This window comes from Leptospira limi (assembly GCF_026151395.1).
Taxonomy (GTDB): Bacteria; Spirochaetota; Leptospiria; order Leptospirales; family Leptospiraceae; genus Leptospira_A; species Leptospira_A limi.
The window spans coordinates 535,475-553,769 of record NZ_JAMQPV010000001.1 but is presented as its reverse complement, the minus strand read 5'-3'; the positions used below and the strand labels follow the sequence as shown (position 1 = coordinate 553,769).

15 protein-coding genes are annotated in these 18,295 nt (G+C 37.4%); 14 read left to right on the top strand and 1 reads right to left on the bottom strand.

Annotated elements, in window-relative coordinates:
- Window position 1: 1 nt before the first annotated feature.
- The 11 genes from grpE (at window position 2) to ND812_RS02475 (ending at window position 15,250) form a co-directional block, all read left to right on the top strand.
- A complete protein-coding gene (gene grpE / locus ND812_RS02525; protein ID WP_265359279.1) occupies window positions 2–574 on the top strand; it encodes a nucleotide exchange factor GrpE in 573 nt (190 codons plus the stop codon).
- 23 nt (window positions 575–597) lie between these two features.
- On the top strand, window positions 598–2,532 hold the full coding sequence (gene dnaK / locus ND812_RS02520; RefSeq protein WP_265374133.1) for a molecular chaperone DnaK: 1,935 nt from the start codon (window positions 598–600) through the stop codon (window positions 2,530–2,532).
- Window positions 2,533–2,554: 22 nt separating this feature from the next.
- Window positions 2,555–3,679 carry a molecular chaperone DnaJ gene (dnaJ, locus tag ND812_RS02515; protein ID WP_265374132.1) on the top strand — a complete coding sequence of 375 codons (1,125 nt, stop codon included), beginning with the start codon at window positions 2,555–2,557 and terminating at the stop codon, window positions 3,677–3,679.
- A gap of 24 nt (window positions 3,680–3,703) precedes the next feature.
- Window positions 3,704–4,666, top strand: coding sequence for a Gfo/Idh/MocA family protein (locus ND812_RS02510; RefSeq protein ID WP_265374131.1), 963 nt, complete (start codon window positions 3,704–3,706; stop codon window positions 4,664–4,666).
- Complete coding sequence (locus ND812_RS02505) at window positions 4,666–5,232, top strand: YqgE/AlgH family protein (protein WP_100720066.1); 567 nt, start codon at window positions 4,666–4,668, stop codon at window positions 5,230–5,232. The genes ND812_RS02510 and ND812_RS02505 overlap by 1 nt, the downstream gene beginning before the upstream one ends.
- A 20-nt stretch (window positions 5,233–5,252) precedes the next feature.
- The gene (locus ND812_RS02500; RefSeq protein ID WP_265374130.1) at window positions 5,253–6,002 is read left to right on the top strand and encodes an SDR family NAD(P)-dependent oxidoreductase; all 750 of its coding nucleotides are present in this window, start codon (window positions 5,253–5,255) and stop codon (window positions 6,000–6,002) included.
- A gap of 177 nt (window positions 6,003–6,179) precedes the next feature.
- The gene (locus ND812_RS02495) at window positions 6,180–7,604 is read left to right on the top strand and encodes a circularly permuted type 2 ATP-grasp protein (RefSeq protein WP_135594991.1); all 1,425 of its coding nucleotides are present in this window, start codon (window positions 6,180–6,182) and stop codon (window positions 7,602–7,604) included.
- A gap of 9 nt (window positions 7,605–7,613) precedes the next feature.
- Window positions 7,614–8,582: an alpha-E domain-containing protein gene (locus tag ND812_RS02490; RefSeq protein WP_265374129.1), complete on the top strand. Its 969-nt coding sequence runs from the start codon at window positions 7,614–7,616 to the stop codon at window positions 8,580–8,582.
- 2 nt (window positions 8,583–8,584) lie between these two features.
- A complete protein-coding gene (locus tag ND812_RS02485) occupies window positions 8,585–11,842 on the top strand; it encodes a transglutaminase family protein (RefSeq protein ID WP_265374128.1) in 3,258 nt (1,085 codons plus the stop codon).
- Window positions 11,842–14,376, top strand: a complete 2,535-nt coding sequence (locus ND812_RS02480; RefSeq protein WP_322113638.1) for a circularly permuted type 2 ATP-grasp protein — start codon at window positions 11,842–11,844, stop codon at window positions 14,374–14,376. The genes ND812_RS02485 and ND812_RS02480 overlap by 1 nt, the downstream gene beginning before the upstream one ends.
- On the top strand, window positions 14,369–15,250 hold the full coding sequence (locus tag ND812_RS02475; RefSeq protein WP_265374126.1) for a transglutaminase family protein: 882 nt from the start codon (window positions 14,369–14,371) through the stop codon (window positions 15,248–15,250). Before ND812_RS02480 ends, ND812_RS02475 begins: the two co-directional genes overlap by 8 nt.
- 137 nt (window positions 15,251–15,387) lie before the next feature.
- Here ND812_RS02475 and ND812_RS02470 read toward each other — a convergent pair whose 3' ends face one another.
- A complete protein-coding gene (locus ND812_RS02470) occupies window positions 15,388–15,747 on the bottom strand; it encodes a Spx/MgsR family RNA polymerase-binding regulatory protein (protein ID WP_265374125.1) in 360 nt (119 codons plus the stop codon).
- A gap of 50 nt (window positions 15,748–15,797) precedes the next feature.
- On the opposite strand from ND812_RS02470, the gene ND812_RS02465 reads away from it, so the two are divergent.
- Genes ND812_RS02465 through ND812_RS02455 form a run of 3 tightly spaced genes read left to right on the top strand, consistent with a single transcriptional unit; the run spans window position 15,798 to window position 18,244 of the window.
- Window positions 15,798–16,880, top strand: coding sequence for a UDP-N-acetylmuramate dehydrogenase (locus ND812_RS02465; RefSeq protein WP_265374124.1), 1,083 nt, complete (start codon window positions 15,798–15,800; stop codon window positions 16,878–16,880).
- 45 nt (window positions 16,881–16,925) lie between these two features.
- Entirely contained in the window at window positions 16,926–17,948 is a 1,023-nt protein-coding gene (gene mltG, locus ND812_RS02460) for an endolytic transglycosylase MltG (protein ID WP_265359288.1), read from the top strand.
- 38 nt (window positions 17,949–17,986) lie between these two features.
- Window positions 17,987–18,244 (top strand): hypothetical protein, encoded by a 258-nt coding sequence (locus ND812_RS02455; RefSeq protein ID WP_265374123.1) that lies wholly within the window; start codon window positions 17,987–17,989, stop codon window positions 18,242–18,244.
- Window positions 18,245–18,295: the final 51 nt, after the last annotated feature.

Genomic DNA, 18,295 nt, shown 5'->3' with positions numbered 1-18,295 from the left:
AATGGCAGAAGAAACGAACCAATCCCTAGAAGATCAAAATGTGCAAGTCGATGAAGGGCAAACTATTTCTGACGAAGCCATTGAACAAGCAGTAGAAGGAGCTGAAAAAGAACTCGATAGTGCAAAAAAAGAAATCGAATCTTTAAAGGACTCTTGGCTCAGAGAACGTGCGGAGTTTCAGAACTACAAACGTCGAACAGCTAACGATTTGTTAAATGCAAGAAAAGAATCCATCAAGAAGTTTGCAGAAGGACTGACAGGTGCATTGGATAATTTGGAACGTGTTTCGAATGTTCCGAACCAAACACCTGAAGTGGTTGCTTTTGTTGAAGGCATCAAGATGGTACAAAAGGAATTTTATTCCGTATTGGAAAGAGAAGGAATCAAACGATTAGATCCAAAAGGAATGCCGTTTGACCCGATGCTCATGGAAGCAATTGCTTCCGAGGAAAGTGCAGAATTTACTGAAGAGACTGTTGTTGAAACTTACCAAGCTGGTTATTACCACGAAGAAGGTGAAAACAAACAATCAATTCGTCCTGCACGTGTGAAAGTGGGAAAACCACAAAGTTAATATAAGTAAGAAGGAGAAAGACTATGTCTAAGGAAAAAATCATAGGTATCGATTTAGGAACCACTAACTCATGTGTGGCGGTTATGGAAGGTGGAGATCCTGTTGTCATTCAAAACTCTGAAGGGGCAAGAACCACTCCTTCGATTGTTGCTTTTACAGCAAAGGGTGAAACCATTGTTGGTCAATTTGCAAAAAACCAAGCAATTACAAACGCGGTAAATACAATTCGTTCTGCGAAACGTTTTATTGGCCGTCGTTTTAACGAAGCTGGTGATGAAGCAAAGATGGTATCATACAAAGTGATCCGTGCTGGAAATGATGGTGTGAAATTTGAAACCGTATCTGGTGAATTCACACCACAAGAAATTGCAGCTCGTGTCCTTCAAAAAATGAAGAAAACAGCAGAAGACTTTCTTGGTCATGAAGTAAAAAAAGCAGTAGTTACTGTCCCCGCTTACTTCAATGACGAACAAAGACAAGCAACGAAAGACGCTGGTCGTATTGCTGGACTTGAAGTAGAACGTATCATCAATGAACCAACTGCTGCGGCTCTTGCTTATGGTTTTGATAAGAAAAAAACCAATGCAAAGATCGCTGTATACGACTTAGGTGGTGGAACATTTGACGTTTCGATCCTAGAACTTGGTGACGGTGTATTCGAAGTAAAATCTACTAACGGTGATACTCACCTTGGTGGAGACGACTTTGATAACGTGGTCATGCAATGGATGATCGACGAATTCAAAAAACAAACTGGAATCGATATTTCTGGAGATAAAAACACAGTACAACGCTTGAAAGAAGCTGCTGAAAAAGCTAAAATCGAGTTGTCTGGAACATCTTCCACTCAAATCAACCTTCCATTCATCACTGCAGATGCGTCTGGTCCAAAACACTTGGATATGACTCTCACCAAAGCAAAGTTTGATGAAATCACAAGATCTCTTGTCGAAAGAACTCGTATTCCATGTATCAATGCATTAAAAGATGCAGGTCTTACTGCTAGTGAAATTGATGAAGTCATCCTTGTGGGTGGATCCATTCGTATCCCTGCTGTCCAAGCACTTGTAAAAGAAATTTTTGGGAAAGAACCAAATAAATCTGTGAACCCTGATGAAGTGGTAGCAGTTGGTGCGGCGATCCAAGGTGGTGTTCTTGCTGGTGATGTAACAGATGTATTGTTACTCGATGTTACTCCACTTTCTCTTGGAATTGAAACTCTTGGTGGTGTGATGACAAAACTCATCGAAAGAAACACAACCATTCCTACAAGAAAATCCCAAGTATTCTCTACTGCGGCAGACAACCAAACAACTGTTTCCGTTCACGTATTACAAGGGGAACGAGAAATGGCAAGTGCCAACAGGACACTTGGTCGTTTTGACTTAGTGGGAATTCCTTCTGCTCCACGCGGAGTTCCACAAATCGAAGTGACTTTTGATATCGACGCAAACGGTATTGTTCATGTATCTGCAAAAGATTTGGGAACAGGTAAAGAACAAAAGATTCGCATTGAATCTTCTTCCGGACTCTCTGAAGAAGAAATCAAAAAGATGGTAAAAGATGCAGAAGCTCACGCAGAAGAAGATAAAAAACTTCGCGAAGCCGCTGATACTAAAAACGAATTGGAAGCAATTGTTTACCAATTGGAAAAAACCATCGGAGAATCCGCTGACAAACTCGATGAATCAGAAAAACAAAGAGCTCAGGACGAAATCAAACGCGGCCGTGAAGCAATGGAATCTGGTGATCTCGAACGTATGAAAGCATCTAGAGATTCAATCCAACAAGTTGCAATGCAAATTGGACAAAAAATCTATAGCCAAGCAGGTCCTGAACAAGGAGCTCCTGGTGCAGAAGCTGGTGCTGGTGCAAACCAAGACACTGCTGGTTCCAATGCAGGTGGCGAGAAGGTAGTCGATGCAGATTACACTGTCGTGGATGAAGACAAAAAATAAATAGAGATAAAGAAGTAAAACTATGAGCGACCGTGGTTACTACGAAGTATTAGGCGTTTCGAAAGGTGCCTCTGATGATGAGATCAAGAGCGCCTATCGTAAGTTAGCCATCAAATATCACCCTGATAAAAATAAGGGTGATAAAGAAGCGGAAGAAAAATTCAAAGAGGCTACTGAAGCCTATGAAGTGTTACGCGATCCGCAAAAACGCCAAGCTTATGACCAATTTGGAAAAGCTGGTGTGAATGCAGGTGCTGGAGGAGGGTATGGAGCTGGTGCTTATACCGACTTCTCTGATATCTTTGGAGACTTCGGTGATATCTTCAGTGAATTTTTCGGAGGCGGAGGTGGTGGTAGCCGCGGTGGTGGAAGAAGGTCTGGTCCTCAAAGGGGATCAGATCTCCGTTATAATTTAGAAGTCAGTTTAGAAGACGCTGCTCTTGGAAAAGAATATAAAATTGAAATTCCAAGACTCGAAACCTGTGCAGATTGTTCGGGTTCCGGCGCATCGAAAGGATCTTCTCCAACTGTTTGTCCTGATTGTTCAGGAACAGGCCAAGTGAGACGAACCCAAGGATTTTTTAGTGTCACAACTACTTGCCCACGTTGTAAAGGAAAGGGAAAGGTCATTTCCAATCCTTGTAAGACTTGTAAAGGTGAGGGCCTAACAGAGAAAAGACGAACCATACATATCAAAATCCCTGCTGGTGTAGAATCTGGAAGCCGACTTAAAGTTTCCGGCGAAGGGGAATCCGGTCCAAACGGAGGCCCAAGTGGTGATTTATACGTAGTCACTCATATTAAAAAACACCCAACGTTTGAACGCCAAGGAAATGACCTCATCGTTCAAAAATCCATTTCTTTATCTATGGCTTGCCTTGGTGGAGAGATTGAAGTGCCTTCCATTGATGGAAAAACCATCCAATTGAAAATCCCAGAAGGGACGGAAAGTGGACAAATTTTCCGCTTGAAAGGACACGGAATTCCATACCTCGGTTCTTATGGAAAAGGGGACCAACATGTGATCATCAAAGTCGAAATTCCTAAGAAACTTTCTAAAAAACAGAGAGAACTGATGGAAGAATTTGCTCGTGAGTCCGGCGAAAAGGTCGGCAGCGGGGGAAAATCGAAGTTGTTTTTCCGCTAAACCTTTAAAATATTGAGAGCATCTATGGATAAAAAAGTCCGACTCGGAGTCATTGGTACAGGCCATATGGGTCAGTACCACGTAAACGTTGCCAAACAATTAACCGATGCAGAACTCATCGGTATATTTGATGCCAATGCGGAACGTGCCACACAAATTGCTGAGAAACATAAAACAAAGGCATTTGGAACGATTGAAGAATTGTTGAAAGAAGCGGATGCAATCATCATTGCAGCACCAACTTTCTTACATCACAAAATCGCCAAACAGGCGCTTACTGAAAAAAAACATGTTTTGGTAGAAAAACCAATTTCCCAAACAGTCGAAGAAGCGAAAGAACTCGTAACCTTATCAAAACAAAACAATTTGATTTTGCAAGTAGGTCACGTAGAACGATTTAATGGTGCGGTACTTGAGTTAGGTAAAATTGCTGAACACCCAATCCTCATTGAATCGAGACGGATCGCTCCCTACAATAGTCGAATTACTGATGTTGGTGTGGTTCTCGATATGATGATCCACGATATCGACATTGTTCTTAACTTAGTAAAATCAGATGTAACAGAAGTGAAAGCTGTTGGATCTTCTGTTGTTTCGAACCATGAGGATATTGCGAGTGTGGTTTTAAAATTTGCAAATGGTTGTGTTGCTTCGCTCAATGCTTCTCGTTCTTCTCAGGCAAAAATTAGAACTCTTAACATTTCCCAAAAAGATTCGTATGTATTTTTAGATTTTACAAACCAGGAAATTGAACTGCACAGACAAGCAAGTTCAACAACACAACTGGGAAGTGGAGAAATCAAATACAGACAAGAATCTATTGTGGAAAAAATCTTTGTACACAAAGATAACCCTCTTAAACAAGAACACGAACACTTTGTAAAATGTATTAAAGGAGAATCCGAACCGATGGTGAAAGGTGATTCCGATATTAAAACATTAGAAGTGGCATATCGTATCTTAGAAGAAATTCACGGCAAAAAATAATGACAGATCATCCTGATTCAACGCGCGGAAAGTTACTCATTTCCAATTCTAGTGTGATTCAGGATTTTTTTCATAAATCCGTTGTCCTCATGGTAGACCATGACGACGACGGGGCCTTTGGTCTCGTGTTAAACAAACCCACTGACCAAACAATGGAATCACTCATCAAAAACCTACCAGATACAGTTCATTCCAACAAACCGGTGTATGCTGGTGGACCGGTAGACAATTTGTTTGTATCTATTTTACATAATGGAAAACAAACAGCGGATCCAGGAGTAGAAGTGGTTCCAGGGATTTATATGGCTCGAAGTTTTGATACAATGTTAGAAGTTTTATCTTCTGACCAAATCCAATTTCGTGTCTTACAAGGTTATGCTGGTTGGTCTTCTGGACAATTAGAAAGTGAATTTGACAGGTTGTCTTGGGTTGTTTCTGATTTAGTAGATGATTCCATCGTATTTAAAGAAGATGATTCAGAATCGATTTGGCGAGAAGCTCTTCGAAGTAAAGGTGGAATTTACAAATACTTTGTAGACCATACCAAAGATCCTTCCCTTAATTAAAGTATCATCACACAATAATCATGAAACTTGCTTCTAAAAAAATTGTATTAACCAATGGATCATCTGAATTAGGAAAAGAACTTTTATCAATTTTACTTTCCCAAGGTGCCTTGGTAGTTGTTGGAGATGTAACTCCTGAAGAAATTCCAAATCATGCAAATTTACAAAAATACAAAATAGATCCATCAAAACCTGATCAGATTGAGAGATTAATTGAATCTGCAATTGAAACATTAGATAAAATCGATGTGTTTATCATCAATTCAGAGGAATTAACATTTGCCGAAGATGATAAGGAAAATTGGAACCAACTAAAACATTTATTCCAAACAAATTCTCTAGGACCAATTTTTGCGATTCAAAAGTTGACAAATCTTATTTCTGTTGGACTCCATATCATTTCTGTTAGTTCTAATGTTTCCATTTATCCCACTCCCGGTTATGGATTGTATGGATCTTCCAAACTCGCTTTTGATTATTTTTGGGATTCTTACCGCAAACAAATTGGCAAATCTTTCCAATTCTCTCGTGTGTTGGCTGATGTGCCTTCCAACTCAAAACCCAACCAATTGGCAAAAAAGGTGGTTCAGTCAATTTTGAGACCAAAACGATCTCGGTATGAATCTTGGAAACTTTGGTTTCAGGTTCTTTTTCTTCGATTTTTGCCTTTTTCACAATTTTTTCGCAGTTTCTATTATGGATTTCGCTTAAAAGAAGAGAAAAGAAAGAAAAATTCACCCTCTCACTCTGCCCTAACAACAGAAGTTTAAACATTCTGTTGAGATATTATACACTCTCTTCTACCTTCCTCCCTCGTTGCTGATTAAATAAGCGTAAATCCCACTCGTTTTCGATTTCTTATGTCGGATAGGGCAGAAACTCCTGGTTTCCCGACATTTTTTCCATTTGGTACAAATATTGCTATTTAAGTTAGCAGAGGCCAACCCATGTTTATCGCAGACTATAGCGCAAAAAATATCTATGATGAGATGTTTTCCAATGAAGGATTTCCACGTAAAAGTTATGATTTTGTGAAAACAAAAATGGAAAGTTTAGGTGGTATTGAATTACTCAAACGGAGTAGTTCCGCCGAACGTGCATTAATGTCATTAGGGATCACCTTTACGTTGTATGGTGATGGTGGCGAACAAGAAAGGATTATGCCCTTTGATGTCATTCCTCGAATCGTACCAAGTGAGGAATGGATTAATATTGAAAAAGGATTAAAACAAAGGATCCTTGCACTGAATTTATTTTTAAATGATATTTATGGCGAACAAAAGATTCTTAAGGATAAAATTATCCCGCGGGATATCATAGAGTCTAGTACTGGTTTTCTCAAACAATGTATAGGATTAAAACCACCGAAAGACATTTGGATTCATATTACAGGAACTGACCTTGTTCGTGATGGAGCAGGTAAATTTCATGTATTAGAAGATAACCTACGTTGCCCTTCTGGTGTTTCTTATGTATTGGAAAATCGTGAGGTGATGAAACGAACCTTTCCCGAACTGTTTGAAAAGTTAAACATCCGCCAAGTGTATGATTATCCTTACCACTTACGTTCCATGTTAGAAAATCTAACAGATGCCAGTGATCCAGTGATTGCTGTCTGGACACCAGGTGTTTATAACTCCGCTTATTATGAACATAGTTTTTTAGCCCAAAAGATGGGTGTGTATTTGGTGGAAGGATCGGATCTTGTAGTGGAAAACCATAAAGTTTACATGAAAACAACAAAAGGTCTCCGTAAAGTAGATGTAGTGTATCGAAGAATCGATGATACGTTTATGGATCCATCCAGTTTCCGTGAAGATTCCTTACTTGGAGTCAAAGGGATATTTGAAGCTTATAAACGAGGAAATGTTGCCCTTGCCAATGCACCAGGAACTGGTGTAGCGGATGATAAAGTAATTTATTCTTATGTGCCAAAGATCATTAAATATTACTTAGGTGAAGATTCTATCATTCCAAATGTTCCAACGTATCTATGTTCAGAAGATTCTGATCTAAAATATGTATTGGATAATATTCATAACTTGGTTGTCAAAGCGGCAAATGGTGCAGGTGGGTATGGTATGATCATTGGTCCAAAATCTTCTAAACAAGAACAGGAAGATTTTAAAGAATTAATCAAAGCGGATCCAAGAAACTATATCGCGCAACCAGTTTTAAATCTTTCAACAGTTCCCACATTAATTTCAGATAAAATTGAATCGAGACATGTGGATTTAAGACCGTTCATATTGTACGGTAAAGATATCTATGTTATGCCTGGTGGATTGACACGAGTGGCTTTACGTAAAGGTTCTTTAGTTGTGAATTCATCCCAGGGAGGCGGTTCAAAAGACACCTGGGTGTTAGGATAAGGTGTTTTTATGTTAAGCCGAGTTGCCGAATCAGTTTTTTGGATGAATCGGTACATTGAGAGAGCGGAGAACTATTCTCGTTTTATCGATGTCAATCATCAATTGTCTTTGGATTTAAATGAAGAGGTTCCAAACCAGTGGTTACCATTAGTGCATACTACTGGTGATTATGAATTATTTGCTAAAAAATATTCTGAAACCTCTCCTGTGAACGTGATTCGATTTATGACCTTTGATGAAGAGAATCCGAATTCTATTTTCCAATGTTTATCAAAAGCACGGGAAAATGCCCGTACAATTCGTGAAAACATTTCCACATCGATGTGGGAAGTATTAAATGAATTTTACCTTTATGTAAAAGACTATCGTAAACTTTATTTGGAAACGAATGGCGATCATGGAGATACTTTGTCCATGGGACTGTCGGATTTTCTAAGTACGGTTCGCAAAAGTTGCCAAAGTTTTTATGGATGTTCTGATGCTACGATCTCTCACGATGAAGTATGGAATTTTGCTTTATTAGGAAGATTTTTAGAACGTGCTGATAAAACCACTCGTATCTTAGATATGAAGTATTTTATTCTCCTTCCATCTGTCCATGATGTCGGTTCTACATTGGATTTACTACAATGGTTATCGTTATTAAAATCTGCAAGTGCGCATGAGATGTACAATCGCAGGTATAAAAAAATCGATCCGACGGATATTGCAGAGTTTTTAATTTTAAACGATACTTTCCCAAGATCAATAATCTTTTGTATCCAAGAGATGCAAGAAGCCTTGGAAAAAATTTCGGGATTAAAGGAAGGTTTACCTCGAAATTCTGCTCAAGACGCAACAACGGTTTATTTAAATAGATTACGATCTGAAAATATCAAATCAATTTTTGACAAAGGATTACATGAATATCTGGATGATATTCAAATTGAACTCAATCAAATCGGATCGAAGATTGTGGAACGATTTTTCACCAACTAATTATGAGTATACGAGTTGCCTTAACACATATCACAACATACCAGTATGATAAATCGATTTCACTATCTCCACATGTGATTCGATTACGGCCTGCACCGCATACAAAGAATCATATTGTTTCCTATTCTTTAAATATTTTGCCTGAACAAAAATTCTTGAATTGGCAACAGGATCCATTTGGCAACTACCTTGCTCGTTTGGTGTTTCCAGAAAAAACCAACATTTTGCAAGTAGCAGTTGATTTGGTTACCGATTTGAAGGTCATCAATCCTTTTGATTTTTTTGTCGAAGAGTATGCAGAAAATTATCCCTTTTCTTACGATAAGATTCTTAAAAAAGAACTCACCCCATATCTCAAACCAAAAAAACCAGGAAAACTTTTAACTTCTTACCTGAAGTCGATCAAAATAGACAAAAAAAGAGTCGTTGAATTTCTAGTGGCACTGAATGCAAAAGTTTACAATGACATCGGTTATGTGATACGGATGGAACCTGGAGTTCAATCAACTGAAGTAACTCTTTCTAAACGAATGGGTTCATGCCGTGACTCTGCATATTTACTCGTACAAATATTAAGACATCTTGGACTTGCTTCTCGTTTTGTATCGGGTTATCTCATCCAATTGAAGGCAGATGTAAAATCGCTAGATGGTCCATCGGGTACAGAGGTTGATTTTACTGACCTTCATGCGTGGGCAGAAGTATACTTACCAGGAGCAGGTTGGGTTGGACTTGATCCCACATCAGGTTTATTCACAGGAGAAGGGCATATTCCACTTGCAGCCACTCCAGAACCTGAATCAGCAGGTCCCATTTATGGATTTGCTGAAAAAGCAAAAATGGAATTTTCATTTTCAATGCACGTGGAACGTGTATTGGAAACTCCTAGAGTCACATTACCTTATTTGGAAGAAGATTGGAATCGTATTCTTAAGTTAGGTGATTCAATTAATAAACGAATTAAAAAGAATGACATCCGATTAACAATTGGTGGCGAACCTACTTTTGTTTCTACGGAAAACAGAGAAGCCCCGGAGTGGAATTTTGATGCTCTTGGCTTTGAAAAATATTCCAAATCGGAACAACTCATCAAACGATTGGGAAAACATTTTGCAGAGGGCGGATTACTACAATATGGACAAGGCAAGTGGTATCCAGGGGAACCAATTCCAAGATGGGCAATGATTTCTTATTGGCGCAAAGATAAGGAACCATTATGGACAAACCCTCATTTACTTGCCGATGATCGTTACACTGGATCGGCAAACACTGATGATGCGAGAAAATTTATTTCAAGTTTAATCAAATATCTAAATGTATCTTCTGGTTCCGTTTTACCTGCTTATGAAGATAATTTATATTATCTATGGCAAGAATCGAATTTGCCTGAAGAAACGGAATCTTTGTTAAATGGTTTAAATTCTTATGATGTTTTGGAAAGAGAACGGATTATAAGAGTTTTAGACCAAGGCCTTCATAAAGAAGTAGGGTATGTTTTACCTTTGGATTTTGATGCATTCCAGAAGGTATGGAAATCAGATGAATGGAAATTTCGCAGGAAAAAGATGTTCTTAATTCCGGGAGATTCACCAATTGGATTACGGTTACCATTACAATCGTTAAGTGGTAAATCGTATTATACGAATCCTGAGGATCCATTTTCTCCAAAATCAGCTCTTCCAAAGGTAAAAGAATTAAGCCAATATCCTTTATCTATCGCCAACGTAAGTTATTCATTGGGTGGTGTTCATACTCGCACAGCATTGTGTGTGGAGCCTAGGAATGGCAATTTAAGAGTATTTTTACCTCCAATCCAATCCTTAGAAGGTTGGTTACATCTGATCTATGCTATTGAACAAACTGCTTTAGAGACAGATTTACCAATTGTGATCGAAGGATACGAAGCACCTAATGATCCAAGGTTAAATCGATTTAAGATCACTCCCGATCCAGGTGTGATTGAAGTTAATTTTCATCCCTCGAGTCAGTTTGAAGAAATTGTAGAAAAAACAAAAATTCTGTATGAAGAAGCTTATCAGTTACGTCTTACGGCTGAAAAATTTTTAATCGATGGAAGGCATTCAGGGACAGGTGGTGGAAATCATATCACGTTAGGTGGTGAAACTGCGAGTGACAGTCCATTTTTACGAAAACCATCTTTGCTTAGAAGTATTGTGTCATATTGGCAGAACCATCCAGGGCTTTCCTATTTATTTTCTGGATTATTCATTGGACCAACCTCACAATCCCCAAGGGTTGACGAAGCACGGAATGATTCACTACATGAATTAAAGATTGCGTTTCAACAAATTGATTCGAGCAAAACAACTCCGCCTTGGTTATTGGATCGATTGTTAAGGAATATATTGATCGATGTAACAGGTAATACACATAGAACAGAGATATCGATAGATAAATTATTCGATCCAGGATCTCCAACCGGCCGTCTTGGGTTGATTGAAATGAGAGCATTTGAAATGCCACCTCATTTTCAAATGAGTGTAGTCCAACAAGCTTTTATGATGGCGATCATTTGTAAGTTTTGGGAAGAACCATACTATGGAAATCCAATCAATTGGAACACAGAACTTCATGATCGTTATATGTTACCATACTTTGTTTATAAGGATTTTAAAGAAGTTATCTTTGATTTACAAAACCAAGGTTTTTCATTTTTATCAAAAGATTTTGATCCTTTTTTTGAATTTCGATTTCCTCAATATGGAGTCTGCTATTTAGATGGAATGGAAATTGAATTGAGAATGGCTCTTGAACCATGGAATGTGTTAGGTGAGGAGAATACTTCTCAAGGAACATCTCGTGGTGTTGATTCAGCCACTGAAAGAGTACAAGTGAAAATAAAAGGATTTCATCCTGAACGTTACAAACTCAGCTGTAATGGTTATGAAGTTCCATTGCAGGCGACTTCGGTTCAAAATGAGTTTGTTGCAGGTGTTCGTTTTAAAGCTTGGAACCCTGTTTTTACTTTACATCCGCAATTGCCATCACAACAATCATTGGTATTCGATGTTTACGATACTTGGAATCATCGCTCACTCGGAGGTTGTACTTACCATGTTTCACACCCTGGGGGTTTATCTTACCAAACAATTCCAATTAATGCTTATGAAGCGGAATCCAGAAGGATTTCTCGATTTTGGACTCACGGTCATAAAATAGGAAAAAGTTTGCCACCTGTTCGTTTGGAGAATAAAGCCTTTCCTTGTACCTTAGATTTACGTATGGTTACTTCTAAGTAATGATGACAAAAGATCCCTATCATCTAATTGACAATTATAAAACCATACCTGGTGTGTATGACGAATTGTATGATGCAGATGGTCAAATTCGAAACAAATATAAATTCTTAGTCAAATCTTTCCAAGAGTTAGGTCCTGCAGAATTAATCAATCGTAGGCGTGATACTGATCGAATCTTAAGGGAAAATGGAGTTACCTATAATCTCTATCAGTCAGAACAAATTGAAGCGAAAGAAAGACCTTGGGAACTCGATTTATTTCCTTTGGTGATGGAAAGTGAAGAGTGGAGAATATTAGAAAGAGGATTAAACCAAAGAGCAGATCTTTTGGATGCCCTAGTACGTGATGTATATTCCAAAAGAAGATTGTTATACGAGAAAAAAATTCCACCTGAAATATTATTCAACGAGTCATCTTTTTTGCGAGCTTGTGACGGGATGTATGATTCGAATCATTTTTTAGCAAAAAATCCTGCATTATTATTTTTTGTTTGCGATTTGATCCGTGCTGCTGACGGAAATTTTTATGTTTTAAATGATAGAGTACAAGCTCCATCAGGTTCAGGGTATTCATTAGAAAATAGAATTGTTCTTTCTCGAATTTTTCCAAGTATGTATCGAGATGCGATGGTTCATCGTGTGGCTGTTTACTTTCGATCCCTTCGCAAATCTCTAACTCAATTATCAGGTGTTAGTGGAAGAGAACCCGTAATTGTTTTGTTAACTCCCGGTCCATCCAATGAAACTTATTTTGAACATGCTTATCTCGCAGGATATTTAGGTTACACTCTTGTACAAGGTGAGGATTTAACGGTTCGAAAGAATAAAGTGTACATGAAGACTGTTGAAGGGTTACAACAGGTAGATTTGATTTTACGCAGAGTAGATGATGATTTTATGGACCCTCTGGAGCTAAAGGGGGATTCTTTATTAGGAGTACCTGGTTTGTTAGAATCAGTACGTTCTGGAAATGTAAAAATAGCAAATCCAATTGGAACAGGATTTTTAGAAAATCGTGCACTATTACCTTTTTATTCAGAGTTATGTAGATTTTACTTAGGTGAAGATTTATTACTTCCTATGGCACCAACCTATTGGTTGGGTAACAAAGAACAATTTCAATTGGTTTTACAAAATCCAGAGAAATATGTTTTTAAAACAGTATCAAGAACTGATGAAGAAACTCCTGTAACTTTCGTTGAACTCAGTGGAGAAAGAAAAGATAGTTTTTTACAAAAACTAAAACATGCTCCAAAAAGATTTATTGCTCAAGAAATGATTGAATCTGCCACAGTTCCTGTGTTAGGTGAAAATGGATTTCGTCCTGGCCGTGCCATTATGAGAACTTTTGTATCTTCTTCTGGATCCGGCTACCAAACTATGGCGGGTGGTCTAGTTCGAGTTTCTCCTTCTCTCGATGAATTTTTTATTACAAGCCAACGTGGTGCTTGGAGCAAAGATTTGTGGGTCTTGTCTACTGAAACTCAGAAAGAAGAATCGTTACTTGTACCAAAATCGGACCAAATTTTAATCTCTCGAAAAAGTTCAGGTGTTCCAAGCCGAGTTGCAGACAATTTATTTTGGTTAGCTCGTTATCTAGAAAGATCGGAAAATCAAACTAGAGTGATACGAGAAGCAGTTTTCAAAATCCTTCAGGTTGAAGATGGCTATGAAAAAGAATCTTTAGAGAATATTTTGAAATTGGTAACACATGTTACAAATAGTTATCCGGGCTTTTTGGGAGATGATTCTGGAGATCTTTTTGCAAATCCATTCCCAGAATTACAACGATTGACAGTTGATAAAAATATTGTTGGTAGTTTAGGTTTTCACTTAAGGAGTTTGGTGATCGCTTCAAAATCAGTAAGAGATCGTTTATCTGATGATATGAAGAAAATCCTTCTTCATTTGGAAGACCAATCTACTCATAATATTGAATCATATGATCAAATCATTGATTTCCTCCAAAAAATTATTGTTAACTTATCTTCACTTACTGGTTTATCATTTGAAAATATGAGTCGTGAAGCAGGATGGTTCTTCTTAAACTTAGGTCGAAGAATTGAACGATCAATTAACATGATTCTTATGTTGCAAGGTATGATCCAATGGAAAAGTTTTGAAGACAAATCTTCCTTTGAGACATTCTTAAGAATCAGTGACATACGCCTCACATACAATCGAAGGTATTCCGGAAAAATTGACCAAGAATCTGTCTTAGACATTTTACTGTTTGATACAACCAATCCTAGATCATTGGCTTACCAATTAGAACAGATCAATGGAGATTTACAATTTTTACCAGGTAAAGATAAAAAAATTGTTTATTCGGAAGATAGAGCAGCATTGCAATTGTATACTCATTTCAAAATGAAAGATATTGCCATTTTCTTTGAAGCAGAAACTCCATTAACGGCAGTATCTGTATGGTTAGAAGAGTTACATGGGTATTTAAGACTTTTATCAGATGCACTTTCTTCACGTTACTTCAATTACACAGAAGAACAAACTAGAATTGGTGATACCAATGGCTGATTTTAGAGTGATTCATAAAACAAAATACAGTTATGATGATTTAGTAGCTTATTGTCATAACATGGCACATATGTATCCACTAACCACAAACCATCAGGATTGTTACAGAACTCATGTAACAGTAAATCCAAAACCAGTTGTGTCTTCCTTTAGAAGGGATTATTTTGGAAACCAAGTTTTTTTATTTTCGGTTGAGGACCCACATCGCTTTTTAGAAGTTGTAGTTGAGTCAACTGTAAGAACACATCAAAGTTTTGATTTTGATTTATCAAAATCTACTCCTTGGGAAAGTATTCATGAAATCATCCATGAGTCAACGCTTGATGCCGACCTGCAAGCAATTGAATTCCTTCAGCCGTCTCCCTATATTTCTTCGAAATCAGCTTATGCAGATTTTGCAAAATTTCTATTTAGTGAATACAAACCAGTTTATGTCGCTGCACTTGAACTAACGAGATATATTTTTGAAAATTTTAAATATGATCCAAAAGCAACTAATATTAATACTCCACTAGAACAAGTGTTAATGGAGAAAAAAGGTGTTTGTCAGGATTTTTCTCATTTGATGATTGCCACCTTACGTTCGTTAAAAATTCCATGTCGTTATGTAAGTGGGTATTTAGAAACGTTTCCTCCTCCTGGAACTCAAAAATTACAGGGTAGTGATGCAACGCATGCTTGGGTATCCGTGTATTGCCCAACACTTGGTTGGTTGGATTTTGATCCTACGAATGGAAAATTGATTACGGAAGAATATATCATTACAGCAATTGGTCGTGATTACTCAGACGTTTCCCCTTTAAAAGGGATTTTGTTTGGCGGCGGCAAACACAAATTGAAAGTTGAAGTTGATGTGATCCGCGAGCAAATATGAACTTTTTAAAAGAATAATTTGTAAATTAGAGAATCAGTTTGTTTGAATCGATGGTATGTGATAGAGAGGACGTATTGGGTGGCGGGTCTAGTTCCCCACCCTAATCAGGGCGGGGATACCAATTTCCCGCAACTCACCTAAAACTGTTCCCCCCATTCCCCTTCCTTAAAACCTACCAAATACCATCCGTCTCCAACGACAAACGGTCTTTTCACTAAATTTCCATTTGAGGATAGTTCTTTATAAATTTGGTCTTCGTTAAGTTTTCCCAATTTTTCTTTCCAATTTCCTTCGCGGTAATCTTTGCCAGAGGTATTAAAAAGTTTTTTAATATCACCTAAGTATTGTTTTGCTTTCTTTAATTCAGTAACTGAGGGTGGAGTTTCGCGAATGGGAATTTGTTCAAATTCGATTTTTTTGGAATTTAAATATTTGAGTGCATTTCTGCACGTACTACAGCCAGAATATTCGTAAACTTTCAGTTTGGATCGACCCATAGAACCGATTTTCTTACTTACTATTTTTGAGGAAACTTTTTATTGGAACTATGTTGGTCCAAAATAATATCCCTCTCGCTCCCTTTACAACATTTCGATTAGGTGGTGAGGCAAAGTATTTTATATCGATCAAAACAATTGAAGATATTAAAAATGCGTTAGTCTATTGCCAAAATCAAAAACTCCCGTACATGATACTAGGTGGTGGATCAAATACAATCATTCGAGATTCTGGATTTGATGGAGTTGTCTTAAAAATACAAATTCCTGGTATTAGATGTTTAGATGCAAATGAATCATCAGTTATTTATGAAGTAGGAGCTGGGGTCATCTGGGATCAATTTGTTGAATTTATCGTCAAACAAGGATTAACTGGAATTGAATGCTTATCTGGAATCCCAGGATCTGTTGGAGCTTCACCCATTCAAAATATTGGGGCATACGGCCAAGAAGTAAAAGATACAATCATTTCGATTCAATGTTTAGATGAAGCTGGAAATGAAATAACAATCTCTAATGAAGACTGTAAATTTGCTTATCGTAATAGCGAATTTAAGTCTGGAAAGTTTCGAAATTGGATTGTATGTTCTGTTACGTTTCAATTATCAAAGCAAAAAGAACCTTGTATTCTTTATCCAGAGGTAAAAAAACAATGGGAAATTTTACTCTCTGAAAGTAAAGAACACAAATTGAATGAAAACTTACGCACTACACAATTAGAATCTCTAAGAAATTTGATTATAGGATTGAGGAAGAAAAAATCCATGGTGCTAGATGAAAATGATCCTAACACGCGTTCAGCTGGTTCTTTTTTCACAAACCCAATCTTAGCAGATTCAGAGATTCAAAATTTTTTAATCCAAGCTAGCAATTTAGGATTCACTGATCCGCCAATCTATAATGAATCAAACGGAACCAAAAAACTTTCGGCAGCATGGCTCATTGAACATTCTGGAATCAAAAAAGGTGATATTTTTCCAGGCGGAGTGGGTATCTCCACGAACCATTGTTTGGGTCTAATCAATATAAATGGAACCGCAAATGCATTATTGGCCATGGCGGAATCGATCCAAAATCGTGTGTTTGAAACTTTTTCCATCCATTTGGAGAGGGAACCAGTCGTAAGACCCTAAAAAAGATTTGGTAATTGTCGATAGTTGCAGAAGGATGGGGAAGGAATGAACTCAAAAGTTAAAAAATACCTGATACTTTCAGGATTAGGTGCTGCTTTACTCTTAGTTTTGGCACTCATCAGTTTTTTCGTCGTGGATGAAATAAAGGGCGGAGCTGTTGGAGACGGTCAAAACAAATACGAACTCATCATTGATTCCGGAGAACCTTCTTCCAGTGTTGTAAGAGAATTAGCAAGTGCTGGAATGATTAAATCTAGCGTATACTTTAATTATCTCATCAAATTTACAAGAGCTGGAAACAAAATCAAACAAGGTGTTTATGACATCAATGATGGAATGAGTTCTCGTAAGATTTTAGATGTCATTATTTCAGGAAAAGTTAAACTCATCACATTCACTGTTCCTGAAGGTTATAACAATCGCCAGATAGGTGATCTCTTAGTCACAAAAAAACTAGCTCCATCACGAGAAGAATTTTTAAAAGTAACTCAAAGCCAAGCATTACTTACAAAATACAATATTCCTGCTAAAACTTTAGAAGGTTATTTATTTCCTGAAACATATTCAGTGCCATTAAATTATCCTCTTGAACGCATCACTGAAATGATGATCAAACGGTTTTATAAAAAATTGGAGACCATCCCTGAAGCAAAAGGAATCAAACCCGCAGATCTACATTTTAGAGTTGTACTTGCTTCGATTGTGGAAAGAGAAGCTGTGAGAAAAGAAGAAAGACCTATGATGGCTGGAGTATTTCTCACCCGAATTGAAAAAAACATCAATTTAGAATCATGTGCCACCATACAATACTTATTCGATAAACCAAAAAAGAGACTTTTTGAGTCTGATTTGAAAATTGTATCACCTTACAATACATATATGAATGGTGGTTGGCCTCCAGGTCCAATTTCGAACCCAGGATTACCTGCACTCGAAGCATCCTTTCGACCAATGAAATCTGATAAATTGTTTTTCCTTTTAAAACCAGATGGATCACATTATTTTTCTGCGACCTTCAAAGAACATTTGGAAGCTAAGAAAAAATTCATTGATGTTTTGTATCAATAGATTCAAAAAGTATAATAAAATGGTAATTCAATAGATTCATGGATGAAAACATTGTCGAATTGAATATCGCGATCGGAGGAATTTCCAAAGAACTTTTGGATGTACAAAAGGCTTTGGATGCTTACCGTGAAAAACAATTACGAAAAGAAGCTATAGATGAAGAAGCAATTGTTTTTATCACCAAAGCCGAACGTGTAATCGAAAAAGCAGAATCTGGCGAACTACAATTAACTCCTGACCAAATTCGTAGAATTAAAAGTAATCTCATTAAAATTTTAAACCGCCTCCATACATAATCATTCTTTCATGAAACCTTTACCAAACCTTCACCAGCTTGTCATCCCTCT

What these genes read in the sequence shown, in the direction of transcription:
- grpE (WP_265359279.1), top strand. Translation starts at nt 2, where the DNA reads ATGGCAGAAGAAACGAACCAATCCCTAGAAGATCAAAATGTGCAAGTC.
- dnaK (WP_265374133.1), top strand. Translation starts at nt 598, where the DNA reads ATGTCTAAGGAAAAAATCATAGGTATCGATTTAGGAACCACTAACTCA.
- dnaJ (WP_265374132.1), top strand. Translation starts at nt 2,555, where the DNA reads ATGAGCGACCGTGGTTACTACGAAGTATTAGGCGTTTCGAAAGGTGCC.
- ND812_RS02510 (WP_265374131.1), top strand. Translation starts at nt 3,704, where the DNA reads ATGGATAAAAAAGTCCGACTCGGAGTCATTGGTACAGGCCATATGGGT.
- ND812_RS02505 (WP_100720066.1), top strand. Translation starts at nt 4,666, where the DNA reads ATGACAGATCATCCTGATTCAACGCGCGGAAAGTTACTCATTTCCAAT.
- ND812_RS02500 (WP_265374130.1), top strand. Translation starts at nt 5,253, where the DNA reads ATGAAACTTGCTTCTAAAAAAATTGTATTAACCAATGGATCATCTGAA.
- ND812_RS02495 (WP_135594991.1), top strand. Translation starts at nt 6,180, where the DNA reads ATGTTTATCGCAGACTATAGCGCAAAAAATATCTATGATGAGATGTTT.
- ND812_RS02490 (WP_265374129.1), top strand. Translation starts at nt 7,614, where the DNA reads ATGTTAAGCCGAGTTGCCGAATCAGTTTTTTGGATGAATCGGTACATT.
- ND812_RS02485 (WP_265374128.1), top strand. Translation starts at nt 8,585, where the DNA reads ATGAGTATACGAGTTGCCTTAACACATATCACAACATACCAGTATGAT.
- ND812_RS02480 (WP_322113638.1), top strand. Translation starts at nt 11,842, where the DNA reads ATGATGACAAAAGATCCCTATCATCTAATTGACAATTATAAAACCATA.
- ND812_RS02475 (WP_265374126.1), top strand. Translation starts at nt 14,369, where the DNA reads ATGGCTGATTTTAGAGTGATTCATAAAACAAAATACAGTTATGATGAT.
- ND812_RS02470 (WP_265374125.1), bottom strand. Translation starts at nt 15,747, where the DNA reads ATGGGTCGATCCAAACTGAAAGTTTACGAATATTCTGGCTGTAGTACG.
- ND812_RS02465 (WP_265374124.1), top strand. Translation starts at nt 15,798, where the DNA reads ATGTTGGTCCAAAATAATATCCCTCTCGCTCCCTTTACAACATTTCGA.
- mltG (WP_265359288.1), top strand. Translation starts at nt 16,926, where the DNA reads ATGAACTCAAAAGTTAAAAAATACCTGATACTTTCAGGATTAGGTGCT.
- ND812_RS02455 (WP_265374123.1), top strand. Translation starts at nt 17,987, where the DNA reads ATGGATGAAAACATTGTCGAATTGAATATCGCGATCGGAGGAATTTCC.